Annotated in this window: 22 protein-coding genes; 13 read left to right on the forward strand and 9 right to left on the reverse strand. The window is 74.2% G+C overall.

Annotated elements, in window-relative coordinates:
• Positions 1–1055 (forward strand): aldehyde dehydrogenase family protein (locus AB0K34_RS32880; protein WP_364552901.1); only part of this gene is annotated, 1055 nt, incomplete at its 5' end.
• 74 nt (positions 1056–1129) lie between these two features.
• On the opposite strand, the gene AB0K34_RS32885 is transcribed toward AB0K34_RS32880, so the two are convergent.
• Positions 1130–1942 (reverse strand): VOC family protein, encoded by an 813-nt coding sequence (locus tag AB0K34_RS32885; RefSeq protein ID WP_301176485.1) that lies wholly within the window; start codon positions 1940–1942, stop codon positions 1130–1132.
• 125 nt (positions 1943–2067) lie between these two features.
• On the opposite strand from AB0K34_RS32885, the gene AB0K34_RS32890 reads away from it, so the two are divergent.
• Positions 2068–3471, forward strand: coding sequence for an FAD-dependent oxidoreductase (locus tag AB0K34_RS32890; protein ID WP_301176484.1), 1404 nt, complete (start codon positions 2068–2070; stop codon positions 3469–3471).
• A 33-nt stretch (positions 3472–3504) separates the two neighbouring features.
• On the opposite strand, the gene AB0K34_RS32895 is transcribed toward AB0K34_RS32890, so the two are convergent.
• The 6 genes from AB0K34_RS32895 to AB0K34_RS32920 form a co-directional block, all read right to left on the reverse strand.
• On the reverse strand, positions 3505–4077 hold the full coding sequence (locus AB0K34_RS32895; protein WP_301176483.1) for a TIGR03086 family metal-binding protein: 573 nt from the start codon (positions 4075–4077) through the stop codon (positions 3505–3507).
• Positions 4064–4540: an SRPBCC family protein gene (locus tag AB0K34_RS32900; RefSeq protein ID WP_301176482.1), complete on the reverse strand. Its 477-nt coding sequence runs from the start codon at positions 4538–4540 to the stop codon at positions 4064–4066. Before AB0K34_RS32900 ends, AB0K34_RS32895 begins: the two co-directional genes overlap by 14 nt.
• A complete protein-coding gene (locus AB0K34_RS32905; RefSeq protein WP_138632922.1) occupies positions 4479–4868 on the reverse strand; it encodes a metalloregulator ArsR/SmtB family transcription factor in 390 nt (129 codons plus the stop codon). The genes AB0K34_RS32900 and AB0K34_RS32905 overlap by 62 nt, the downstream gene beginning before the upstream one ends.
• Positions 4869–4981: 113 nt before the next feature.
• Positions 4982–6469 (reverse strand): FAD-binding protein, encoded by a 1488-nt coding sequence (locus tag AB0K34_RS32910; RefSeq protein ID WP_301176481.1) that lies wholly within the window; start codon positions 6467–6469, stop codon positions 4982–4984.
• 15 nt (positions 6470–6484) lie between these two features.
• Positions 6485–7222, reverse strand: a complete 738-nt coding sequence (locus tag AB0K34_RS32915) for a glucose 1-dehydrogenase (RefSeq protein WP_301176480.1) — start codon at positions 7220–7222, stop codon at positions 6485–6487.
• A 26-nt stretch (positions 7223–7248) separates the two neighbouring features.
• A complete protein-coding gene (locus AB0K34_RS32920; protein WP_301176479.1) occupies positions 7249–8334 on the reverse strand; it encodes a dihydrodipicolinate reductase in 1086 nt (361 codons plus the stop codon).
• 159 nt (positions 8335–8493) lie between these two features.
• Between AB0K34_RS32920 and AB0K34_RS32925 the strand changes: the two genes are divergently transcribed.
• Positions 8494–9345 carry an LLM class F420-dependent oxidoreductase gene (locus tag AB0K34_RS32925; protein ID WP_301176478.1) on the forward strand — a complete coding sequence of 284 codons (852 nt, stop codon included), beginning with the start codon at positions 8494–8496 and terminating at the stop codon, positions 9343–9345.
• A gap of 41 nt (positions 9346–9386) precedes the next feature.
• On the forward strand, positions 9387–10640 hold the full coding sequence (locus AB0K34_RS32930) for a hypothetical protein (RefSeq protein WP_301176477.1): 1254 nt from the start codon (positions 9387–9389) through the stop codon (positions 10638–10640).
• Positions 10641–10667: 27 nt separating this feature from the next.
• Here the strand turns inward: AB0K34_RS32930 and AB0K34_RS32935 are convergent, their stop codons facing one another.
• The gene (locus tag AB0K34_RS32935) at positions 10668–12158 is read right to left on the reverse strand and encodes an aldehyde dehydrogenase family protein (RefSeq protein ID WP_301176476.1); all 1491 of its coding nucleotides are present in this window, start codon (positions 12156–12158) and stop codon (positions 10668–10670) included.
• A 114-nt stretch (positions 12159–12272) separates the two neighbouring features.
• On the opposite strand from AB0K34_RS32935, the gene AB0K34_RS32940 reads away from it, so the two are divergent.
• From AB0K34_RS32940 to AB0K34_RS32980, 9 genes are all read left to right on the forward strand, one after another.
• Positions 12273–13121, forward strand: a complete 849-nt coding sequence (locus AB0K34_RS32940) for an IclR family transcriptional regulator C-terminal domain-containing protein (protein WP_240807096.1) — start codon at positions 12273–12275, stop codon at positions 13119–13121.
• 206 nt (positions 13122–13327) lie between these two features.
• Entirely contained in the window at positions 13328–14623 is a 1296-nt protein-coding gene (locus AB0K34_RS32945) for an ABC transporter substrate-binding protein (protein WP_171068803.1), read from the forward strand.
• 13 nt (positions 14624–14636) lie between these two features.
• On the forward strand, positions 14637–15398 hold the full coding sequence (locus AB0K34_RS32950; RefSeq protein ID WP_138632892.1) for an ABC transporter ATP-binding protein: 762 nt from the start codon (positions 14637–14639) through the stop codon (positions 15396–15398).
• On the forward strand, positions 15395–16144 hold the full coding sequence (locus tag AB0K34_RS32955; protein ID WP_138632889.1) for an ABC transporter ATP-binding protein: 750 nt from the start codon (positions 15395–15397) through the stop codon (positions 16142–16144). The genes AB0K34_RS32950 and AB0K34_RS32955 overlap by 4 nt, the downstream gene beginning before the upstream one ends.
• A 1-nt stretch (position 16145) precedes the next feature.
• Positions 16146–17012 (forward strand): branched-chain amino acid ABC transporter permease, encoded by an 867-nt coding sequence (locus AB0K34_RS32960; protein ID WP_301176474.1) that lies wholly within the window; start codon positions 16146–16148, stop codon positions 17010–17012.
• Positions 17009–18040 (forward strand): branched-chain amino acid ABC transporter permease, encoded by a 1032-nt coding sequence (locus AB0K34_RS32965; RefSeq protein ID WP_301176473.1) that lies wholly within the window; start codon positions 17009–17011, stop codon positions 18038–18040. The genes AB0K34_RS32960 and AB0K34_RS32965 overlap by 4 nt, the downstream gene beginning before the upstream one ends.
• Entirely contained in the window at positions 18027–19376 is a 1350-nt protein-coding gene (locus AB0K34_RS32970) for an amidase (RefSeq protein ID WP_138632880.1), read from the forward strand. Before AB0K34_RS32965 ends, AB0K34_RS32970 begins: the two co-directional genes overlap by 14 nt.
• The gene (locus tag AB0K34_RS32975; RefSeq protein ID WP_138632877.1) at positions 19373–20488 is read left to right on the forward strand and encodes an NAD(P)-dependent alcohol dehydrogenase; all 1116 of its coding nucleotides are present in this window, start codon (positions 19373–19375) and stop codon (positions 20486–20488) included. Before AB0K34_RS32970 ends, AB0K34_RS32975 begins: the two co-directional genes overlap by 4 nt.
• A gap of 31 nt (positions 20489–20519) precedes the next feature.
• Positions 20520–21983 carry an aldehyde dehydrogenase family protein gene (locus AB0K34_RS32980; protein ID WP_138632874.1) on the forward strand — a complete coding sequence of 488 codons (1464 nt, stop codon included), beginning with the start codon at positions 20520–20522 and terminating at the stop codon, positions 21981–21983.
• A 55-nt stretch (positions 21984–22038) separates the two neighbouring features.
• Here the strand turns inward: AB0K34_RS32980 and AB0K34_RS32985 are convergent, their stop codons facing one another.
• Positions 22039–23238, reverse strand: coding sequence for an FAD-dependent monooxygenase (locus AB0K34_RS32985; RefSeq protein WP_138632871.1), 1200 nt, complete (start codon positions 23236–23238; stop codon positions 22039–22041).
• Positions 23239–23287: the final 49 nt, after the last annotated feature.

Genomic DNA, 23287 nt, shown 5'->3' on the forward strand with positions numbered 1-23287 from the left:
GCACCGACCACGTCCGGCCTCCGCATGGCCGCCGACGGCGCCCCCGAGGAGGCCGCCCCGAAGGACGCGCGGGCCCAGGAGCGCGGGACGGCGGCTCGGCGGTGCTGCTCAAGCCGAGCGAGATCACCCCGCGGTTCGCCTCCGTCCTGCGCGAGTGCGCCGCCGCGGTGCCCGCGCTGGACGGCGTCCTCACCGTGGTCGACGGCGACGGCGCCACCGGCGCGGCCGTCGTCGACGCCGTCGACCTGGTCTGCTTCACCGGCAGCGTGCGGACCGGCCGCGCCGTGGGCGCCGCCGCGGCGGCCCGGTTCATCCCGGCGTTCCTGGAGCTCGGCGGCAAGGACCCGGCCATCGTCTGCGCGGACGCCGACCTCGACCGCGCCGCCCAGGCGATCCTCTACGGCGGGACGGTCAACACCGGCCACTCGTGCATGTCGATCGAGCGGGTGTACGCGGCCGCGCCCGTGTTCGAGGAGTTCGTCGGCCTGCTGGTGGCGCGGGCCCGCAAGGTCGGCCTGGCCTACCCGGAGGTGACCGACGGGGAGCTCGGGCCGATCATCTCCGCCGACCAGGTGGGGATCATCCGCGAGCATCTCGCGGACGCGGTCGCGCGCGGCGCGTCCGTCCGGTGCGGCGGGGAGATCCGCGTGCTCGGCGGCGGCGCCTACCTGGAGCCCACGGTCCTCACCGGCGTCGACCACACCATGAAGGTCATGCGGGAGGAGACGTTCGGGCCCGTCCTGCCGGTCATGCCGTTCGCGGACGCCGACGAGGCGGTCCGGCTGGCGAACGACAGCGCCTACGGGCTGTCGGCCGCCGTGTTCGCGGGCACCACCGAGGCCGCCCTGGCGGTCGGCGAGCGGCTGGAGGCGGGCGGCGTCAGCGTCAACGACGCGTCGCTGACCGGCTTCGTGCAGGACGGGGAGAAGAACGCCTTCAAGTCCTCGGGGCTCGGCGGCTCGCGGATGGGCCCCGCGTCGATCCGCCGGTTCCAGCGGCAGCGCTCCTTCCTGATCCGCTCCCCCGAGGACCGGGCGCCCTGGTGGTTCGACTGACACGGGTGGTTCGGCTGACACGGGTGGTTCGGCTGACACGGGCGGTTCGACTGACAGGGGGTTGGACGGCCGAGTCAGCGCACCTCGATCTCGACGCCCGCCGGTCCGCGCACCGCCGCGGCGCCGAGACGCTCGGCGCCGGCGGCCTCCAGGCCCCGCAGCGCCGCCACGGGGTCCTCGGAGGCGAACACCAGCCGGCGCAGCCCCAGCGGGCCCCCGGACCGGTCCTTCGCGTCCACGCCGGTGAACGACATGATCTCCAGGCGGGCGGGCGCGTGGTCCGGCGGGACGAGGAACGTCAGGCGCAGCGCCGCGCCGGGCGGCATGCCGGTCATCCGGTCGAACGGCTCCCCCGACATCTCGCCCGCGAACAGCACCTCCAGGCCCGCGCCGGTGAAGAACGCGACCGCCGCGTCGTGGTCGTCCGGGACGAGCACCGCCGTGTGCAGCTCGCCGTGCAGCCGGGCCGGGTCGCCCTCCAGCGCCGGGCTCGGCCGGTGGCCGGCGGCGGCGCGCGGGATCGTCCACCAGACGCCGTCGGCGCCGAGCGCCACGAACTCGCTCAGCTCGGCCGCGCCGTACGGGTAGGTCACGCGGTCGCGGGACGCGCCCCCGGCGGCGTCGACCGCGGTCGCGGTCCGCTCCAGGTCGCGGGAGTAGATGCCGAGGAGCCGCGGCCCGATGTCCCAGATCCGCGGGGCGGGCTCCGCCGGGGCGTCCGGCGCGGCGACGAGGCGCAGGCGGCCGGTCGGCGCTCCCTCGACGCCGAGCAGGGCCGAGCCCGCGTCCCGCTCCAGCACGTCCATGCCGAAGGCGCGGGTGTGGAAGCCGATGGACGCCGCGAGGTCGCGGGTGGCCACCACGGCCTCGATGACCGCTCCGAGCATGCCTACCTCCATTGGAACGCTGTTCCCGAATTCGCGGGCGGACCTTGCGCCACCCGTCCCGAGACAGCAACATAGACCACAATAATGAAACATCGTTCCTAGAATCGGAACAAGAAGGAGCGGGTGTGCCGTACGACGTCGTCATCATCGGAGCCGGGACCGGCGGCATCCCCTGCGCCGTGGAGGCCGCGCGGCACGGCGCCCGGGTCCTGCTCGTGGAGAAGGACGCCCGGATCGGCGGCACCCTGCACACCAGCGGCGGGCACATGTCGGCCGCCGGGACGCGGCGGCAGCGCGAGCGCGGGATCGCCGACTCGGTCGAGCGGCACCTGGCCGACATCGAGCGGATCAGCGGCGGCACCGCCCGCGCCGACCTCGTCGAACTCGCCGCGCGGCACGCGCCCGAGACCATCGACTGGCTCGACGAGCACGGGTTCGACTTCGCCCCCGAGTCGCCCCGGCTCGTCTACGGCCACGAGCCCTACGGCGTCCCGCGCACCTACTACGGCAAGGACGGCGGCCTGTCCATCCTGGCCGTCCTCAAGCGGCTGCTGGACGAGCAGGTCGCCGCGGGACGCGTCGAGCTGTGGCTGGGCAGCACCGCGATCGCCCTCACCGGCGCGCCCGGCGTCACCGTCCTGCGCAACGGGGTCGACGAGGTCGAGGTGACCGCCCCGGCGGTCGTGCTCGCCACCGGCGGCTTCGCCGCCGACCACGAGCTGTTCCAGGAGATCGAGGGCGTCCCCCTGGTCAGCGCCGCGCACCCGACGTCCACCGGGGACGGGCTCGTCATCGCGCGCGAGGCGGGCGCCGCGATCGCCGGGCGCGGGCGGTACCTGCCCACGTTCGGCGGGCTGCCGCACCCCACCACCCCGGGCAAGGCGTACTACGAGGAGCGGCCGCTGCTCGTCGCGACCGAGCGGCTCCCCTGGGAGATCTACGTCGACCGCGCGGGCCGCCGCTTCGTCGCCGAGGACGAGCGGAGCATCGACCGCAAGGAGCGCGCCCTCGCCTCCGCGACCGACGGGACCTTCTGGACGGTCTTCGACGACCGGGCGCGGCTCAACTCCGTCCCCATGGTGATCGGCTGGAGCCCCGACGACGTCCTGGCGAAGGCCGGCACCCGCAAGGGCGTCCACAAAGCCGGCACGATGGCCGGGCTGGCCGCCCTCGCCGGCATCGACCCGGCCGGGCTCACCGCCACCGTGGAACGCTACAACGCGGCCGTGGCCGCCGGGCGCGACACCGAGTTCGGCCGCGCCCACCTGCCCGCGCCCATCGCGGACGGCCCCTTCTTCGCCATGGAGAACCACGGCATCACGCTGATCACCTTCTCCGGCCTGGACGTGGACGAGCGGCTGCGCGTCCGCCGCACCGACGGCACCCCGATGCCCGGCGTGCATGCGCTCGGCGAGCTGATCGGCGCCGCCGCGACCTGCGGCAACAGCTTCTGCGGCGGCATGCTGGTGACCCCGGCCCTGACCTTCGGGCGGCTCCTCGGCCGCCGCCTCGCCACCGGCGGCGGCTGAGGCGGCGCGGCCGTCCGGATCAGGGCGTCCGGGTCAGGGCGCCCGCCAGAACGGGTCGCGGCCGATGAAGCCGAGCAGGCGCGTCTGGACGTCCGCGTCGGCCGGCACCTCGACCCGGGGCCCGTACTGGCCGGACGAGCGGAGCACCTCCTCCATCCCCTCCATGCCGCCGAGGAGCTCCGCGCAGAAGCCGGCGTCGAGCCGGTCGTCCTGGCCGGTGGCCCTGGCCAGGTCCCAGGTGTGCATGAACACATCGGCGGTGTAAAACCGGTCGATCGCGGGCGCCAGCGGCAGGGTGCCGATGTGCGGGTTGGTGAGCTTGCGGTCCGCCGTCTCCGGGTCGTCCAGCACCGCCTGCACGCCGTCGCGGTGCACCTGCCACGCGGCGACGGGGTCCGCGTCCACCGACGGCCCGGCGGGCAGCCGGACGCCGGCGCCGGACGCCAGGAACGCGGGGAACCACTCGGTCAGGTGGCGCACCACGTCGCGGGCGGTCCAGCCGGCGACCGGGGACGGCGCGTCCCACGAGCGGGTGCCGCGGACGCGGTCGGTGAACAGCCCGGCGATCTGCCGGTGCCGGTCGGCGGGGAGGTCAGAGAGCGCCATCGGCGATCATCCTCTCCAGCTTGGCGTACCCCTCGTTCACTCCGGTCTCCATGCCGCTGCGCAGCCAGGCGTCGCGGCCCTCGAAGCTGTCGACGAGCGACTGCGCGCGCAGCCGGGTGCGGCCGTCGCCGAGGTCCTCGAACCACAGCGTCTCCAGCGCGACGCCGTCGGGCTCGCCCTCGAAGGTGAAGGTCTGCACGATGCGGCCGGGCCGCACCTCGTGGAAGCAGCCGTGGAACCAGTACTCGTCGCCGCCGCGCGCCGCGGCGTACCGCCAGCTTCCGCCGGTGCGCGCGTCCCACTGGTCGATCCGGGTGTCCATCCCGTCCGGGCCGACCCAGCGGGCGAACAGCTCGGGGTCGGTGTGGGCGCGCAGCAGCTGCTCGGGCGTCGCCGCGAAGTCACGGCTCATCCGTATGATCGGCAGTTTCGGGTCGGCCTCGATGGTCGTCTCGGTGGTCATGCTCGTCCTCCCTCATCCCCTCCAGGACGGCGTCGAGGCGGCGGTAGCGCCGCTCGACGCGGGCCCGGTGGCGCTCGATCCAGGTGTCCATCAGGTCGAGGGCCCCGATCTCCAGGCGTACCCGCCGCGGCTGCGGCCCGGCCGGCCGGCTGACGAGCCCCGCCCCTTCGAGGACCCGCAGGTGCTTGTAGACCGCCTGCAGCGACATCCGGTACGGCTCGGCGAGCTCGCCCACGGTCGCGTCGCCCTCCGAGAGCCGGGCCACGATGTCGCGCCGGGTGGGGTCCGCGAGGGCCGCGAAGACCTGCGACAGCGCGTCCGCGGTCATCGGCCCCTCCGTTTCAACTTGATGGTTTAAAGCCACCGTAGGCCGAGCCCAGGCCCGCCGTCAACCCTTCGGTTGAAAGCCCAGCTCTAACTAGGTGAGAAAGGGCGCGGGCCCTAGCGGGACGCGGCGGTGGCGCGGAGGGCGGCGGCGCGGCCGGCGCGGCGGCCGAAGAAGGAGCCCTCGCCGAGCTGGGTGCCCGAGCAGTAGCCCGCGCCGTCCTGGGCGATGTTGGACGCGCAGGCTCCGGCCGCGTAGAGCCCGGCGATGACCGACCCGTCGGGCCGCCGCACCTCGCCGTCCACGCTGGTGGCCATGCCGCCGAGCGTGAACCCGGCGTACAGGGCGGTGCCGAGGCTCAGGTCGTAGACGCCCCACGGCCCCCGGGTCTGCGGCGCCAGCCAGTCGGGGTGCTTGTGGAAGTCGGGGTCCTCGCCGCGTGCGGCGTGCTCGTTGTAGCGGGCCATCGTCGCGGCCAGCGAGCCGGACGGCAGCTTCAGCCCGGCCTCCATCTTCTCGATGGTCTCGTAGCCGTCCTTCAGCGGGACGAGCGGCATCCGCTGCTCCTCCATGTGGTCGCTGTCGGCGATCAGGTACGCCGTCGCGTCCGGCTGCCGGAGCACGAAGTAGGAGGTGCGGGCGTGGTAGCTGTCCTCGGCGACGAACCGCTCACCGCGGTTGTTGACGATCAGCCCCTTGACCAGCGACGACGGCGGGTAGAACGGCGCGGTGATGAAGGGCTCGTCCATGTGCTCCAGCGCTGCGCCGACCGACTGGCCGAGCCGGATCCCGAGCCCGTCGTCGTAGCTTCCGCCCAGCGTGAACAGCTTGCCGCCGAGGGCCGGCGTGTAGGCGGCGACCATGTCGGGGTTCATCACGAACCCGCCGGCCGCGATCACCACGGCGGCGGCTCCGACCACGCCGGTCTCGTCGTACCTGCGCCACGCGACACCGGTGACCGCGCCGTCCTCGGCGGCCACCAGGTTGGTCGCGCCCGTCTCGTAGCGGACCTCGACGCCGGCCTCATCGACCCGGTCCCGCAGCAGGTCCATCACGATCTTGGTGCCCTCGGTGTCGCCCGGCACCGGCACCTTGTGGCCCCGCGGCGCCGGCGGGACCTCGTCGCGGAACGGCCACACCTTCTCGTTGCCGGTGAACATCAGGCCCTCGGTGCCGGGCTGGATCACCGCCTTGCCCGGGAAGTAGGACCGCTCGAACCGGAACCCGAGCGCCTCCAGCCAGTCGAAGTGGGCGACCGACCCCTCGCAGTAGACCCGGATCTTCTCCTCGTCGGGGTCCTTGGTGCTCGCCGCCAGGTACCGCGCCATCGCCTCGACGGTGTCCTCGTGGCCGGTGGCCCGCTGGACGGCCGTGCCGCCGCCGAGGTAGAAGTGGCCGCCCGACATGCTGGACGTGCCGCCGTGCACGGCCGCGCGCTCCAGCAGCAGCACGCGGGCGCCCGAGCGCGCGGCCTCCAGCGCGGCGCAGCCGCCGGCGATCCCGAACCCGACGACGACCACGTCGAAGCGCTCGGCGCCGCCGGGCAGGTCCGCCGCCGGCAGCACCTGCGGGACGGCCAGTCCCGGAGAGGGGTGTGCGTCCATCGCTCCTCGCCTCGCTCAGCCCTTGTGCGGGATCTGGTTGACGGTGCCGCCGTCGATGACGAACTCCGCTCCGGTGGCGTAGGACGACTCGTCGCTCGCGAGGAACACCACGAACGAGGCGACGTCCTCCGGCTGCCCGGGACGCCCGAGCGGGATCGGGACCATGTCGTCGGGGATGCCCTCGGTGATCGGCGTGCGGATCAGCCCCGGGTGCAGCGAGTTGACCCGGACGCCGTGCGGCGCGAGCTCGACGGCGACCGACTTGGTCAGGCCGCGCAGGCCCCACTTGGAGGCCACGTAGCCGTGCGCCCAGGAGGTGCCGCGCAGCCCCTCGATGGAGGAGTTGTTGATGATCGAGCCGCCGCCGGCCGCGATCAGCGCGTCGGCGGCGGCGCGGATGCCGAGGAACGGGCCGGTCAGGTTGACGTCGATGATCTTCTGCCACTTCTCCAGCGAGAAGCGGGTGATGGCGGCCCCGTTGGCGATGCCCGCGTTGTTGAACAGCACGTTCAGGCGGCCGAACTCGCCGACGGCCGCGGCGACGGCGGCCGTCCAGTCCTCCGGGCTCGTCACGTCGAGGTGCACGTAGCGGCACGCCTCGCCGAGCTCGGCCGCGACGGCGCGGCCCTCGTCGTCGAGGATGTCGCCGATCACGACCCGCGCGCCCTCGGCGGCGAGCGCCCGCGCGGCGGCCGCCCCGATGCCGCGCGCGCCGCCGCTGACCAGGGCGACCTTCCCGTCCACACGTCCCATCGCCGGTGTCCTCTCCTCGGTGTGCCTCAGCCGGCCAGCGCCGCCGCGAACACGCCGCGGGCGGTGTTGAAGGGCAGGTCGAGCGGTGTCCGCAGGCCCGGCGGCGCCGCGACGACGTCGGGGATTGCGTTGACGATGCGCCCGGCGCCCGCCGCGATCGCCGCGTAGTTGTGGTCGCCGCGCGCGCTGGACGGGCAGACGTCGACGCGGTAGGACGGCTCGCCGGTGATCTCGACCCGGTAGGAGCCGCCGTCCTGCGCGGGCCGGGGCCAGTCGGGGCGCAGGTCGGCGCGCAGCCGGGTGGTGTGGTCGATGACCAGCACCTCCTTGCCGGCGGCGACGCCGGCGATCTGGAACCGCATGGCCGCGACGCCGCCCGCGGGGATGTGCCCGGCGGCCACGTCGAACGCCTCCGGCGCGGGCTCCTGCTCGAACCGCTCGGTGATGTCGTCCAGCTCGAAGCCGAAGCCGCGGGCCAGCATCCGGAGGCTGACGCCCCAGGACGCCGCCAGCATCCCCGGCCTGAACATCTTCGGCAGGTCGCCCACGGGGCGGCCGAAGCCCATGAAGTCGAAGATGACCGGTGCGCCGTCGTAGGTCGCGTAGTCGGCGATCTCCGAGCAGCGCACCCGCTCCACCCGCTGGCAGGTGCTCGCGATCGCGAAGGGCAGCAGGTCGTTGATCCAGCCGGGGTCGACCCCGGTGGCGAACAGGCTCGTCCCGCCGGCGCGGCAGGCGTCCTCGATCGGGGCGATCATGCGGTCCGGCAGCACGCCCCAAGGGTGGATCAGCGGCACCGGCGAGGACGCGACGACGTCGCTGCCCGAGGCGAGGATCCTCCGGAGGTCGTCGAGCGCCTCGAACAGGCGGGTCTCGCCGAGCGCGCAGTAGACGGTGCAGTCCGGACGCAGGGCCAGCGCCGCGTCCAGGTCGGCGGTGGCGGCCACGCCGGTGACCGCGTCCAGGCCCGCGAGGTCCCCGGCGTCCCGCCCGACCTTCTCCGGGTTCGACACGACCAGCCCGGCCAGCTCGAAGCGGGGGTCCTCGATCAGCTGCGACAGGGCGATGCGGCCGACGTTGCCGGTCGCCACGTGCAGGACGCGGATGGCCATGGTGCTCCTCGGCGCGGGGCTGGTCAGCTGCCTGGACAGGTGTCCACCCTAGAGCCGGGGCGGGCGGCGCCGCAATGGCGCCGGGCGGGAGCCGACTCGGCCGGACAGCTGTCCAGTCACTATTCCAGAATTGGTAGAACGCGTTCTAGTATGGCGTCCATGCGCAACGGAATCGTGCTCTTCACCTCGGACCGCGGCATCACCCCGGCGGCACTGGCCAAGGCCGCCGAAGAGCGCGGCTTCGACACCTTCTACGTGCCCGAGCACACCCATATCCCGGTCCGCCGGGACGCGCTGCACCCCACCGGCGGCGCGGACCTGCCCGACGACCGCTACACCCGCACCCTCGACCCGTGGGTGTCGCTGGCGACCGCCGCCGCGGTGACCTCCCGGATCGGCCTGGCGACCGCGGTCGCGCTGCCGGTGGAGTCCGACCCGATCACCCTCGCCAAGACGCTCGCGACCCTGGACCACCTGTCCGGCGGCCGGGTGACGGTCGGCGCCGGGTTCGGGTGGAACACCGACGAGCTGGCCGACCACCACGTCCCGGCCGCCAAGCGGCGCACCGTCCTCAAGGAGTACCTGGAGGCGATGCGCGCGCTGTGGACGCAGGAGGAGGCGTCCTACGACGGCGAGTTCGTGTCGTTCGGCCCGAGCTGGGCCTACCCCAAGCCCCCGCAGGGCCGCATCCCGGTGATCATCGGTGCGGGCGGCGGACCCAAGACCATGAAGTGGATCGCCCGCCACGCCGACGGCTGGATGACCACCCCGATCGAGACGGACATCGCCGAACGGGTCGCGCTGCTGCGCAAGGAGTGGGACGAGGCGGGCCGCGGCGGCGAGCCCGACGTGCGGATCCTGGTCGCGAAGAAGCCCACCCCCGACGACCTCGCCGAGTGGGAGGCCGCCGGCGCCGGCGAACTGATCTGGGGCGTGCCCGACGCCGACGAGGCCGCCGTGCTCACGTACCTGGACAAGACCGCCGCCCGGCTCGGCCTGGCCCAGAGCTGACGACCGACGGGCCCAGAGCTGACGACCAAGGAGACCGGCAGATGACCCCTGCGCCCCCGCCGAGCCGCTACGCCGCCCTGTCCCGGGAGCGGCTCGCGGCCGCCGTCCCCGAGCTGCTGCTGATCGGGCAGCTCATCGACCGCTCCGGGATGGCGTGGTGCATCTCCGCCTTCGGACGGGAGGAGATGGCGCGGATCGCCATCGAGGAGTGGGCGGCCTCAAGCCCGATCTACACCCGCCGGATGCAGCGGGCACTCGGCTACGCCCCCGAGGTCCCCGGCAAGGGCGACGTCCCGACCATCTTCAAGGGCCTCCAGCTCGACATCGGCGCTCCCCCGCAGTTCATGGACTTCCGCTACACGGTCCACGACCGGTGGCACGGCGAGTTCCACCTCGACCATTGCGGCGCCCTCATGGACGTCGAGCCCATGGGCGAGGACTACGTCCGCTCCATGTGCCACGACATCGAGGACCCCACCTTCGACGCGACGGCCGTCGCCACCAACCCCAGGGCGCAGGTGCGTCCGATCCACCGGCCGCCGCGCCTGCCCGCCGACCGGCACCCCCACTGCGCGTGGACGGTCACCATCGACGACGCGCACCCGGAGGCGCGGGGCATCCCGCTGCTGGCCGTCAACGAGCGGTCCCGCGCCGCGACCCTCGAACTCGCGCCGATCGACCCCGCCGGGGACGGCCTCGCCGACTACTCCGGCCCGCTGCTGTCCGACCTGGACTTCGCCGCGTTCTCCCACTCGGCGCTGGCCCGGATCGCCGACGAGGTGTGCCTGCAGATGCACCTGCTCGACCGCGCCTTCGCGCTCGCCGTCGCCGAGCGCGCCGACGGCGCCGACGCGCTGCTGAGGATCCGCCGCAAGCAGCTCGTGGGCATCGCCGGCATCGCCGCCGAACGGCTCGCCCGCGCCCTGGACCTGCCGGGCGACGAGCGGGGCGCGGCCCGCGCCCTCGCCCTGCACCCGCTCCTCAACCCCGCCGCCTACGTCGACGCCGACATCGACGGCGCGGCGGTCGCCGTCCGGCCGTCCCCCGCCCACGAGGACGGCGCCTGGATCTCGCTGTGCGGCCCCGGCTGGACGGACGCGCTCCAGGCCGTGGTCCGCGCCGTGGACCCGCACCTCGACGTCGAGGTCACCGGGGACGGCCCGGGATGGCGGCTGACCGTCGTCCGCCGCGAGGAGCCGGCCCCCGAGGCCGGCGAGGTCGCCGTCGTCCGGTTCAGCACCGGCGCCGGCTTCGCCTTCGAGCCGCGCCGGCCGCTGCCGATCACACCCGTCTGACCCGGCGGGCACGTCGGGAGCGGGGGGTCAGAAGGGGAACTCGCGGTCCTGGTCGCGGACGGTGACCCACTGCAGCTCGCAGAACTCCTCGGCCGCGAACCCCAGCCCGAACCGGCCCCAGCCGGTGTCCTTGACGCCGCCGAACGGCATCTGCGGCTCGTCGTTGACGGGCTGGTCGTTGACGTGGACGATGCCGACGTCGAGCGCCGCGGCCAGCCGCAGCCCGCGCCGCCGGTCGCCGGTGATGACCGAGGCGACGAGCCCGAAGTCGGAGGCGTTGGCGCGGGCGACGGCCTCCTCGGCGGAGTCGACCGCCTCCAGCACCACCACGGGGCCGAACGTCTCGCCCTGCGCGATCTCGGCCTCGTCCGGCACGTCGGCGAGCACGGTGGCCGGGTAGCACGGCGGGCGCGGGTCGCCGCCGGCCAGCACGCGGGCGCCGAGCCCGACCGCCTCCTTGACGCGCCGGTCGATGAGCGCGAGCGCCCACTCGTTGATCACCGGGCCCACGACGGTCGCCGGGTCGGACGGGTCGCCCGTCGGCAGCGCCGCGGCCCGGGCGGCGAACCGCTCGGCGAACTCCTCCATCAGCGGGCGCTCGACGTAGACGCGCCTGGCGCACATGCACACCTGCCCCTGGTGCACGAACGCGCCGTAGACGGCGGCGTCCACGGCGTAGCCGAGGTCGGCGTCGCCCGCCACGATGAGCGGGTTCTGCCCGCTGAGCTGGAGCACCACCCGCTTGAGGTGCCGGCCCGCCTTCTCCGCGAGGCGCCGGCCGGTCGGGGTGGAGCCGGTGAAGTTGATCCGCCGGACGAGCGGGCTCGCGAGCAGCGCGTCGCCGATCCCGCCGGCCTCGCCGGGCGCGTGGGTGACGACGTTGAGCACCCCGGCGGGCAGGCCGGCCTCGTGCAGGATCTCCGCCCAGAGCGCGCCGCCGGTGTACGGGGCGTCCTCCGACGGCTTGAGCACCACGGTGTTGCCGAGCGCGAGCGGCCCGACGATGCCCCGCCCGGCGAGGGTGAGCGAGGCGTTCCACGGCGCGATCGCCGCGACCACGCCCACCGGCCGCCGCACGGCCATCGCGCTGGTGCCCTCGACGTCCGACGGCAGCAGCTCCCCCGCCGGGCGGTACGCCAGCTGCGCGGCCTGGCGGAGCAGCCGGACGGCGAAGCCGAGCTGCACGCCGCCGAAGACGGCGCCGCAGCCGGTCTCGGCGGCCAGCGCGGCGAGCACCTCGGCGCCGCGCCGCTCCAGGACGTCGGCCGCGCGCAGGAAGACCAGCTGCCGCTCGTGCGGCGGCGTCCGCGCCCACCCGTCGAACGCCGCGCGGGCCGCCGCCACGGCCCGGTCGGCGTCCTCGATGTCGCCGGCGGCGACCTCGCTGAGCGTCTCGCCCGACCACGGGGAGCGGTTCAGGTAGGAGCGCCCGGACGCGGACTCCGCCCACTCCCCGCCGATGAAGTGCCCGACGCGCGGCTTGCGCCAGCCGTTCCCGTTCGGCTCCGCTTCGGCCATGGGGGTCGGTTCTCCTCGCTCGCGTCGTCGCACCGGCCCCAGAAGACTGCCATCCCTGCCGTGGTGGTCAAAAACGTTCGGATATATGGAACTTCCGAGCCGTATTCTGACCGCGTGACCGACGACGACTCCCCCCGCAGGCGCGCCCGGCCCGCCGCCGACCCCACGTTCTCCGCGTCGCTGGAGCGCGGGCTGCGCGTCCTGTCCGCCTTCACCGGCAGCCGCTCGGTGCTGGGCATCGCCGACCTCGCCCGGGCCGCGGGGCTGACCAAGAGCACGACGCACCGGTACGTCGCCACGCTGACCAAGCTCGGCTACCTCCAGCAGGACCCGGAGACCAAGAAGTACTCCCTCGGCCCGCGCGCGGTCGACCTCGGGTTCGCGGCGATCGACTCCATGGAGCTGACGAGCCTCGCCGGTCCGCCGCTCCAGGCGCTGGCCGACGAGACCGGCTACACCGCCAGCCTGGGACTGAGCGACGGCCCCGACGTCGTCTACGTCGACCGGCGGCGCAGCGGCCGGCGCAGCGCGCTCGCCATGGACCTCAACCTGCACGTGGGGTCGCGGCTGCCCGCCTACTGCACGTCGATGGGCAAGGTGCTGCTGGCCTACAAGGACGCGGCGGAGCTGCGGCAGCTCCTCGACCGCACCGACATGGCGCGCCGGGGCCCGAAGACGATCACCAACCGGGAGCAGCTCACCGCCGCGCTCGCCCGGGTGCGGCAGAGCGGCGTGGCGGTCAACGACGAGGAGCTCGCGCCGGGCCTGCGCTCGTTCGCGGCGCCGGTCCGCGACCGCTCCGGCGCGGTCATCGCGGCGGTCAACGTGGCCGTCCACCTGACCGTCGCGCCCGCGTCGGTCGAGGCCCTCGCCGGACGCGTGGAGCCGCCGCTGCGGCGCGCCGCCGCCGAGATCTCCCGGAGGCTCGGCCATCGCCCCATGTCAGAGCCGCGTTCCAAATAGCAAAGTAGCGTTCGAGCCCTCGGAACAGGCTGTTGCCCCGCAGGTGGGGGGCCCGTACGGTCACGTCAACTTTCCGCCGCCCGGGCCGCGACCCCTCGGCCGCGCGGCGGCCGAGCCAGGTGTTCCCCCGAGCAACCGCGGCGTTCCCGAGCACGAAGGACCAGCCCGTCCTGCCCCGGGAGCGCCGCGGCGACAAGGAGTTGGGCGTGAGCGAGTTCTCGACGCGCGGACTGAACCGCCGTTCCTTCCTCAAGACGGCCGCCGTCCTCGGCGGCACGTCGCTGGCGACCGCGTGCGGCGGGCTGAAGGGCACCGGCAGCACGTCGTCGGACGTCCTCAAGATCGGCTACGTCAGCCCGCAGACCGGACCGCTGGCCGGCTTCGCCACCGCCGACAACTTCGTGGTCGAGCAGGTCAAGAACGCGCTCCGCAACGGCTTCACCTCCGGCGGCAGGAAGCGCCGGATCGAGATCGTCGTCAAGGACACCCAGTCCAACCCCAACCGCGCCACCGAGGTCACCCGCGAGCTGATCAACAGCGACAAGGTGGACCTCATCGTCGGCTCGTCCACCCCGGACACCACCAACCCCGTCGCCGACCAGTGCGAGGCCAACGGCGTCCCGAACGTCACCACGATCGCCCCCTGGGAGGCGTGGTTCCACGGGCGCAACGGCAAGGACGGCGAGGGCTTCAAGTACACGACGCTGTTCTTCTTCGGCATGCAGGAGTTCGGCGACTGCTTCTTCCCCATGTGGGAGCGCATGGACGTCGGCAACAAGAACGTCGCGGCGCTGTGGCCCAACGACACCGACGCCAACGCCTTCCGGCAGGGCCTCGGCCCGATGATGAAGAAGGCCGGCTACACCCCGGTCGACGGCGGCGCCTACCAGAACGGCGCCACCGACTTCACCGCGCAGATCGCCAAGTTCAAGGAGTCCGGCGCCGAGCTGTTCACCTGCACGCCGATCCCGCCGGACTTCCAGACCTTCTGGAAGCAGGCCCGGCAGCAGGGCTTCGCGCCGAAGCTCGCCACCGTCGCCAAGGTCATGCTGTTCCCGTCCGAGGCGGAGGCGCTCGGCCGGCTCACCGACAACATCGCCACCGACTTCTGGTGGAGCCCGGCGCACCCGTACAAGTCCGTCCTGGACGGCCGCAGCGCCCGGCAGCTCGCCGACGACTTCGCCGCGTCCACCGGCAAGCAGTGGACGCAGGCGCTCGGCTCGGTCTACTCGCTGTTCGAGATCGCCGTCCAGGCGTTCAAGGACGCGGGCGACCCGAAGGACCGCGACGAGGTGGCCTCCAAGCTGCGCTCGATGAAGATCGAGTGCATGAGCGGGAAGCTGGACTTCACCACCGGCCCGCAGCCCGGCATCGCGATCCAGCACCCGGTCGGCGGGCAGTGGCGCAAGGGCGGCAAGTTCCCCTGGGACGTCGTCATCGTGGACAACACGGCCAACAAGGAGGTCCCCGTCGGCGGCGACCTCAAGCCCACCAACGCTTGATCGGCCCGCGTCGATGACAGATCCGCTGCTGCATCTCGACGGCGTCACCAAGAGCTTCGGCAAGGTGACCGTCGCCGAGGACCTGACGCTCCGCGTCCGGCCGGGCGAGGCGCTCGGGATCGTGGGGCCGAACGGCGCCGGCAAGTCCAGCCTGTTCGCCATGATCTCCGGCGACCTGCGGCCCGACGCCGGCGCGGTGCGGTTCGCCGGGCGGGACGTCACCGGCGTCCCGCCGCACGCCCGCACCCGGGCCGGCGTCGGCCGCACCTACCAGGTGCCCCGGCCGTTCGAGCACCTCACCGCGTTCGAGAACGTCCTCGTCTGCGCGCACCAGGGCGCGGCGCTCAAGGGCCGCCGGGCGCAGGCCCACGCCATGGAGGTGCTGGAGCGCACCGGCCTGGCCGACCTCGCCAACACCCCCGGCGGGCGCCTCACTCTGCTCCAGCGCAAGCGCCTGGAGGTCGCGCGCGGCCTGGCCACCTCCCCCACGCTGCTGCTGCTGGACGAGGTCGCCGGCGGGCTGACCGAGCCGGAGGTGCTGGAGCTCGTCGCGATCATCAAGGACCTGCACGCCGGCGGCCTCGGCATCGTCTGGATCGAGCACGTCGTCCACGCCCTGGTCAAGACCGTGGACCGGATGGTGTGCCTGGCCGGCGGCGCCCTGGTCGCCGACGGCGCGCCGATGGACGTGCTCGCCGACCAGCGGGTGCGCGAGCTGTACCTGGGCGGCGGCCCGGAGACGGGTCTGCCCGAGGAAGGAGGCGAGGCGCCGTGACGCTGCTGTCGGTCCGCGACCTCACCGTCCACCACGGCCAGCTGCGCGCCGTGGACGCGCTCGGCCTGGACGTCGCGAAGGGCGAGGTCCTGGCGATCATCGGCGCCAACGGCGCGGGCAAGTCGACGCTGCTGCGCGCCCTGGCCGGGCTGAACCCGCCGACCTCCGGCTCCGTCCTCCTGGACGGACGCGACATCACCCGGCTGCCCGCGCACCGGCGGGTGGCCGAGGGGATCGCGCTGGTGCCGGAGGGCCGGCGCCTGTTCCACTCCCTCACGGTGGAGGAGAACCTGCTGGCGGGCGCGTACCGCAAGCGCCCCGGCCCCTGGACGGTCGCCGCCGTCCACGAGCTGTTCCCGTGGATGGCCGACCGCCGCGGGCAGAACGCCTCCCAGCTGTCCGGCGGCGAGCAGCAGGCCGTGGCCATCGGCCGCGCGCTGCTGTCCAACCCGGACCTGCTGCTCATCGACGAGCTGTCGCTCGGCCTCGCGCCGGTGGTCGTCCGCCGCATCTACGAGCTCCTGCCGGAGATCGTGGGCGCCGGCACCACGGCGCTGATCGTCGAGCAGGACGTCTCGCAGGCCATGCGGGTCGCCGACCACGTGCACTGCCTCCTCGAAGGCCGGTCGGTGCTGTCCGGCCGGCCCGCCGACCTGACCGCCGAGCAGGTCGAGCACGCCTACTTCGGCATCGGCACGGACCCGGGCGCCGAGGCGGCGCCTGCGGGCCGGGAAGGACACGACTGACATGGGCTGGCTCAACGCCGTCATCCAAGGAGTGCTGCTCGGCGGCCTCTACGCGCTGTTCGCGGCGGGCCTGTCGCTGATGTTCGGCGTCATGCGGATCGTCAACCTGGCGCACGGCGACCTGTCGGTCGTCGCGGCGTTCCTGGCGCTGGCCATGGTCAGCGGCACCGGGCTGCCGCTGTGGATCGTGCTGGTGGTGACCGTCCCGCTGTTCGCCCTGCTCGGCTACCTGACCCAGCGGGTGCTGCTGCAGCGCAGCCTCGCGGCCGGGCCGCTCGCGACCCTGCTCGTCACGTTCGGCCTGTCGATCGTGCTGCAGAACGTGCTGCTGGAGACGTTCTCCGCCGACACGCGCACCCTCGACGGCGGCTCCTTCACCACCGGCTCCTGGCGGCTCACCGACTCGATCTCGGTCGGCTACCTGTCGGCGGCGACGTTCCTGCTGGCCTGCGGCGCGCTGATCGGCATCCAGGTGTTCCTGTCGCGCACCGGGCTCGGCCGGATGCTGCGCGCCTCGTCCGACGACCGCGAGACCGCGAGCCTCATGGGCGCCGACAGCAGGCACGTGTACGGCATCGCGACCGCCATCGCGTTCGCGACCGTCGCGCTCGCCGGGCTGATGTTCGCGGTGCGCTCCTCGTTCGACCCCGCCATCGGCCCGTCGCGGCTGATCTTCGCGTTCGAGGCGGTCGTCATCGGCGGGCTCGGCTCGCTGTGGGGGACGCTGCTCGGCGGCATGGTGCTCGGCATCACGCAGTCGCTGGGCGCGCAGGTCGACCCCGCGCTGACGCTGCTCGCCGGCCACCTCGTCTTCCTCGCCGTGCTGGCCTTCCGGCCGCAGGGCCTGCTCACGGGACGGACCGCATGACGATCTCCGAGATGGTGGCGGCCCGCGCGGCCGGCGCCCTGCAGGTGGGCCGCGCGGCCCGGTCCTCGAAGCCGTCGGCCGCCGCCATGGCGGCCGGCGCGGTGCTGCTCGCGGCCCTGCCGTTCCTGGTGTTCAGCTCCGTCACCGACACGCTGGTCAACCTGTTCGTGCTGGTCGCGCTCGCGAGCATGTGGAACCTGCTCGCGGGCTTCGGGGGCCTGGTCTCGGTGGGGCAGCAGGCGTACATCGGCATCGGCGCCTACAGCCTGATCGCCCTCGCCGACCTCGGCGTGCAGCCCTACCTCGCGGTCCCGCTGGCGGCGCTCACCTGCGCGGTCTTCGCCCTGCCCACCTCGTGGCTGGCGTTCCGGCTGCGCGGCGACTACTTCGCCGTCGGCACCTGGGTGATCGCCGAGGTGTACCGGCTGCTGGTGGTGCGGATCGACGGCCTCGGCGGCGGCAGCGGCAAGGGGCTGACCGGGCTGTCGGGCATCGACCAGACGCTGCGCGGCGCCCTGACGTACTGGGTCGCGCTGGCGCTGGCGCTGTGCACCATCGGCGGCTGCTACCTGCTGCTGCGCGGGCGGCTCGGCCTGTCGCTGATGGCGGTGCGGGACGAGGAGACCGCGGCGGGCGCGGCCGGCATCGACGTGCGCCGCGCCAAGCTGCTGGTCTACCTCGTCTCGGCGGCCGGGTGCGGCGCGGCCGGGGCGGTGATCACCGTCAGCTCGCTCAGCGTCAACCCGGACTCGATCTTCAGCGTACAGTGGTCCGCCTACATGATCTTCATCGTGGTGATCGGCGGCATCGGGTTCGTCGAGGGACCGCTGCTCGGCGCGCTCGTCTTCTTCGGGCTCCAGCAGCTCCTCGCCGACTACGGCTCCTGGTACCTCGTCCTCCTCGGCGCCGTCGGCATGGCGGTGGCGCTGTGGCTGCCGGGCGGGCTGTGGGGCCTGATCCGCGGGCGGACCGAGCTGAGCCTGTTCCCCGTCGGCTACCACGTGCGGAGGCCCGATGCCGCAGGTTGAGCACATGTCCGCGACCGAGGCCGCGGCGGCCGTCGCCGCCGGGCGGCTGTCGGCCGCCGACCTGACCGAGCGGACGCTGGCCGCGATCGAGGCCACCGAACCGCACCTGAACGCCTACGCCACCGTCATGGCCGGCCCGGCCCGCGCCGAGGCCGCCGGGCAGGCCCGGCGCGGGCCGCTGCACGGCGTCCCGATCGGCGTCAAGGACCTGATCGACACGGCGGGCGTCCGCACCGCCTACGGGTCGCCCCGGTTCGCCGACCACGTCCCGGAGCGGGACGCGGAGGCCGTGCGCCGGCTGCGCGCGGCGGGCGCGGTGATCGTCGGCAAGCACACCACCCACGAGCTGGCCTGGGGCGGGCGCACCGACAGCCCGTTCTTCGGCCCCACCCGCAACCCGTACCGGCCGGACCGCGTCCCCGGCGGGTCGTCCGGCGGGTCGGCGGCGTCCGTCGCCGCGGGCAGCTGCCTCGGCGCGGTCGGCTCCGACACCGCCGGCAGCGTGCGCATCCCGGCCGCGCTCAGCGGCTGCGTCGGGTTCAAGCCGACCCGCGGCCGCATCCCGCTGGACGGGGTGCTGCCGCTCGCGCCGTCCCTGGACCACCTCGGCGTCCTCGCGGGCACGGTGGACGACGCGGCGCTGCTGATGTCCGCGCTGGCCGAGCCGGACGCGCCCGCGACCGGGCCGGAGCCGCCGCGGGTGGGCTGGCTGGGCGGCTGGTTCGACGCGGTGCTGGCCCCCGAGGTGCGCGCGGTCATCACGGCCGCCCGCGCCGCGCTCGAAGCGCACGGGGTCGTCGTCGAGGACGTGGCCGTCCCCGACGAACCGCGCATGCCGGAGGCGGTGCTGGGCAGGATCCTCGCCGAGGCGGGCGCGTTCCACCGGCGCGCCTTCGAGCGGGACCCCGCCCTGTTCGGGCCCGACATCGCCGAGCTAATGGGCCTGCCGCCCCGCACCGCCGAGGAGGCCGGGCGGGACGAGGCGGCGATCGCCCGGATGACGGCGTTCCTGGCGGAGGCGCTCGGCGCCTACGACGTGCTGGCGAGCGCGACCGTGCCGGTCACGGCGCCGCCGATCGGCGCGATGACCGTCGCGGCCGGGGGCCGCGAGTGGCCCGTCGAGCTGGTCTTGACGCGGCTCACCTCGCCGTTCAACGCCGCCGGCCTGCCCGCCGCCTCGGTCCCGGTGGGCCTCGCGGACGGCCTGCCCGTCGGGCTCCAGCTCGCCGGGGCCGCGGGGCGCGACGGCGCCGTGCTCGGCGCCGCCCGCCTCGTCGAGCGGCTGATCCCGCGGCCGCCCCGGCCGGACGTCAGCAGGAGGAGGGACCCGTCATGAGAGTGACCGCCGCCGTCGTCGACGAGCTCGGCGCGCCGTTCCGCGTCGAGGAGCTCGACCTCGACGAGCCCGGGCCGGGCGAGGCCCTGGTCCGGGTCGTCGCCACCGGCATCTGCCACACCGACGAGATCACCCGCCACGGCGACCTGCCGATGCCGTTCCCGTGCGTCCTCGGCCACGAGGGCGCGGGCGTGGTCGAGGCCGTCGGCGACGGGGTGATCGACGTCCGGCCGGGCGACCACGTCGTCATCGGCTGGCCGTCCTGCGGGACGTGCCGCAACTGCCGCGACGGCGAACCGCGCTACTGCGCCCGGCTGGGCGAGGCGGTGGCCGGCGGCGGCCGGCTGCTCGGCCCGCGCGCCGGGGAAAGCGCGCTGCGCCGGCCCGGGGGCTCGTCCGTGCACAGCCACTTCTTCGGCCAGTCCTCGTTCGCGACGTACGCGCTGACCTGGGCGGACGCCCTGGTCGTCGTCCCGCGGGACGCGCCGCTGGAGCTGCTCGGCCCGCTGGCCTGCGGGATCTCCACCGGTGCCGGGGCGGTGTTCAACACCCTCCAGCCGCGCACCGGGTCGAGCCTCGTGGTGTACGGCGCCGGCGCGGTCGGCCTGGCCGCCGTCATGGCCGCCCGGCTGTCGCCCGCCACGACGATCATCGCCGTGGACCTGCACGCGTCCCGGCTCGCGCTCGCGACGGAGTTCGGCGCCACGCACGTCATCGACCCCGGCGAGACCGACCCGGTCGCGGAGGTGCGCCGCATCTGCGGCGGCCCCGCCGACTACGCGCTGGAGTGCACCGGCGTGATCAGCGTGCTGCGGCAGGCCGCCGAGAGCGTCGGCATGCTCGGCACCTGCGTGCTCATCGGCGGCGCGCCCGCCGGCGCCGAGTTCACCCTCGACCACCTGGACACGCTGTGGGGCAAGCGCGTCGTCGGCACGCTCGGCGGCAGCGGGCGCAGCGGCGTCCTCATCGGCGCCCTGGCCGACCTGCACCGCCAGGGCCGCTTCCCGTTCGACCGGCTCGTCCGGTACTACGACCTGGCCGACATCGACCGCGCCCTCGACGACAGCCGTCGCGGCGAGGTGCTCAAGCCCGTACTCCGCATGAACCACTGAGGCACGAACCACCGAAGAAGGGACGACACCCGTGGGACTGCTCGACAGCGTCGACTGGCAGGGAAAGATCTTCAAGAACGGTGCGTGGACGGCGGCGCACGGCGGCGACTACGCCGTGGTCGAGCCCGCGACCGGCGCCGAGCTCGGCCGGATGGGGCAGGCCTCCCCCGCGGACGTCGCCGAGGCCGCCGCGAGCGCCGCCGCGGCGCAGCGGGAGTGGGCGGCGCTGCCGCACACCGCCCGCGCCGCCGTGCTGCGCCGGGCCGGCGACCTGTGGCAGCGGCACGCCGAGGAGATCAGCGGCTGGAACGTCCGCGAGGTCGGCGCGGTCCCCGGCATGGCCGGGTTCGCGCTGCACGTCGCGGCCGAGGAGTGCTACGAGGCGGCCGGGCTGCCGTCCCGCGCGATCGGCGAGGTGCTGCCGTCGGAGGAGCCGCGGCTGTCCATGGCGCGCCGCATGCCGGCCGGCGTGGTCGCGGTGATCTCGCCGTTCAACGTGCCGATCATCCTCGGCATCCGCTCGGTCGCGCCGGCGCTCGCGCTCGGCAACGCCGTGCTGCTCAAGCCCGACCCGCGCACCGCCGTCACCGGCGGCACCCTGATGGCGCGCGTGTTCGAGGAGGCCGGGCTGCCGCCGGGCGTCCTGCAGATGCTGCCCGGCGGCGCCGACACCGGCGAGGCGCTGATCACCGACCCGAACGTGCGGGTCATCTCCTTCACCGGATCCACCCCGGTCGGCCGCCGCATCGGCGAGCTGGCCGGCCGCCACCTCAAGCGCGCCCACCTGGAGCTCGGCGGCAACTCCGCGCTGCTCGTGCTGGACGACGCCGACGTCGACGCGGCGGTGAACCTCGCCACCTGGGGCTCGTTCTTCCACCAGGGCCAGATCTGCATGACCACCGGCCGCCACCTGGTCGCCGACCGGCTCTACGACGAGTTCGTGGAGCGGCTCGCCGCCAAGGCCGGCGCGCTCGCGGTCGGCGACCCGGCGGGCGGCGAGGTCGCGCTCGGCCCGGTCATCGACGCCGGCCAGCGCGACAAGATCCACGGCATGGTCACCGCGAGCGTCGAGCAGGGCGCGAAGCTCGCCTCCGGCGGCACCTACGAGGAGCTGTTCTACCGTCCGACGGTGCTGGCCGACATCCCGCTGACCGCGCCCGCGTTCGCCGACGAGGTCTTCGGCCCGGTCGCCCCGGTGACCCGCGTGTCGTCGGCGGCCGAGGCGGCGGAGCTGGCCGCCGCGAGCGACTACGGCCTCTCGCTCGGCATCGTGACCCGGGACGTGATGCGCGGCCTGGCCGTCGCCGAGCAGATCCCGACGGGGATCGTCCACATCAACGACCAGACGGTGAACGACGAGGCGAACGCCCCGTTCGGCGGTGTCCGGGCCTCCGGCACCGGCTCCCGCTTCGGCGGCGCCGCGGCGAACATCGAGGCGTTCACCGAGACCCGCTGGATCACCATGCGGGGCGAGCCGCCGCAGTACCCGCTCTGACCGACACGGCGTTCGGGCGCGGCCGGGTGGCCGCGCCCGTCCGCGTTCGCGGGGGTCAGGCCGCCCGGGCGACCGGCTCGTCCCAGTCGATGTGGTGGCGGTACATCCAGGCGAGCGACTCGGCGCTCGCCGACTTCTTCAGGAAGACCGGCATCATCAGGTCTCGGAAGACCCGGGCGACGGGGCCGGCGGCCTTGCTGCTGCTGATCTTGGCCGAGTAGGCGACGACCCGCTCGGCGCGGGGGCGGCGCAGCGCCTCGAACCGGGCGAACGCCTCCGCGTGGCCGGGCAGGTCGCGCAGGCACTTGGCCAGGACCAGCGCGTCCTCGACGGCCAGCGAGGCGCCCTGCCCGGAGCTCGGCGAGGTGGCGTGGGCGGCGTCCCCGGTCAGCACCGTCCGGCCGCGGTGCCACACCGGGACCGGCGGCAGGTCGTAGACGGGCAGGGCTGGCCCGGCCGGGCTCATCTCGACGATCTCGGCCGACCGGTTGGCGTCGCCTCGCAGCGCCTCGACCAGGGCCCGCTTCCAGCTCTCGGCGGACGTCGCGGCGAGCGACTCCCGGGTCGGCGCGTCCCGGTGGGGCAGGTTGGCGAACCACCAGGTCCGGCCCTGCTCGTCCACGGTGTGGCCGAAGAAGGCCCGCTTGCCGAACACCATGTGGTACGCGCCGGGGTCGGCCTCGGCGCCGGGGTCGTCGACGATGCCGCCGAAGCTGAGCAGCCCGGTGTAGCGGGCCTCCGGCGCGGCCGGGTCGAGCAGGGCGCGGGTCGTCGAGTGGACGCCGTCGGCCCCGATCAGCAGGTCCCCGGTCGCCTCGGTGCCGTCGGCGAACCGGGCGGTCACCGCGTCGCCGGCCTCCTCGATCGCCACCAGCTCCTTGCCGTACTCGATGGGGATGCCGCGCGCCGCGGCCTCGTCGCGGACGATCCGGTACAGGTCGGCGCGCTGGACGGTGTGGCTCTCGGTGCCGTCGGCCAGGCGCAGCCCGTTGGCGACCTCGCCGAGCCGCTTGCCGGTGCCGCTCCACATGACCATCCGGGGCGTGCGGACGCCCGCGGCCATGACGGCTTCGTGGGCGTCCAGGACGCGCAGCGCGTCCAGCCCGTTCGAGGCGATGTTCAGGAAGGAGCCGACGTCGTCCGCCGCCTTCGCGTACGCCTCGTAGACGACCGCGTCGATGCCGACGCGCCGCAGCGCCATGGCGATCGCGGGTCCGCCGATGCCGCAGCCGATGATCAGTGCCGTGCGCCCCATGTCCGGGCCTCCCGTCGTGGTATTATTTAGTTCGTCCGAACGAAATATA

The sequence above is a fragment of the Actinomadura sp. NPDC049382 genome (assembly GCF_040677125.1).
GTDB lineage: Bacteria > Actinomycetota > Actinomycetes > Streptosporangiales > Streptosporangiaceae > Spirillospora > Spirillospora geliboluensis.

Bases quoted from the DNA above. Each gene is read 5' to 3' on its own strand.
- AB0K34_RS32915 (WP_301176480.1), bottom strand. From the start codon at position 7,222: ATGGGACGTGTGGACGGGAAGGTCGCCCTGGTCAGCGGCGGCGCGCGC.
- AB0K34_RS32885 (WP_301176485.1), bottom strand. From the start codon at position 1,942: ATGCTCGGAGCGGTCATCGAGGCCGTGGTGGCCACCCGCGACCTCGCG.
- AB0K34_RS32965 (WP_301176473.1), top strand. From the start codon at position 17,009: ATGACGATCTCCGAGATGGTGGCGGCCCGCGCGGCCGGCGCCCTGCAG.
- AB0K34_RS32895 (WP_301176483.1), bottom strand. From the start codon at position 4,077: ATGGCGCTCTCTGACCTCCCCGCCGACCGGCACCGGCAGATCGCCGGG.
- AB0K34_RS32910 (WP_301176481.1), bottom strand. From the start codon at position 6,469: ATGGACGCACACCCCTCTCCGGGACTGGCCGTCCCGCAGGTGCTGCCG.
- AB0K34_RS32985 (WP_138632871.1), bottom strand. From the start codon at position 23,238: ATGGGGCGCACGGCACTGATCATCGGCTGCGGCATCGGCGGACCCGCG.
- AB0K34_RS32900 (WP_301176482.1), bottom strand. From the start codon at position 4,540: ATGACCACCGAGACGACCATCGAGGCCGACCCGAAACTGCCGATCATA.
- AB0K34_RS32960 (WP_301176474.1), top strand. From the start codon at position 16,146: ATGGGCTGGCTCAACGCCGTCATCCAAGGAGTGCTGCTCGGCGGCCTC.
- AB0K34_RS32920 (WP_301176479.1), bottom strand. From the start codon at position 8,334: ATGGCCATCCGCGTCCTGCACGTGGCGACCGGCAACGTCGGCCGCATC.
- AB0K34_RS32970 (WP_138632880.1), top strand. From the start codon at position 18,027: ATGCCGCAGGTTGAGCACATGTCCGCGACCGAGGCCGCGGCGGCCGTC.
- AB0K34_RS32935 (WP_301176476.1), bottom strand. From the start codon at position 12,158: ATGGCCGAAGCGGAGCCGAACGGGAACGGCTGGCGCAAGCCGCGCGTC.
- AB0K34_RS32905 (WP_138632922.1), bottom strand. From the start codon at position 4,868: ATGACCGCGGACGCGCTGTCGCAGGTCTTCGCGGCCCTCGCGGACCCC.
- AB0K34_RS32950 (WP_138632892.1), top strand. From the start codon at position 14,637: ATGACAGATCCGCTGCTGCATCTCGACGGCGTCACCAAGAGCTTCGGC.
- AB0K34_RS32975 (WP_138632877.1), top strand. From the start codon at position 19,373: ATGAGAGTGACCGCCGCCGTCGTCGACGAGCTCGGCGCGCCGTTCCGC.
- AB0K34_RS32925 (WP_301176478.1), top strand. From the start codon at position 8,494: ATGCGCAACGGAATCGTGCTCTTCACCTCGGACCGCGGCATCACCCCG.
- AB0K34_RS32930 (WP_301176477.1), top strand. From the start codon at position 9,387: ATGACCCCTGCGCCCCCGCCGAGCCGCTACGCCGCCCTGTCCCGGGAG.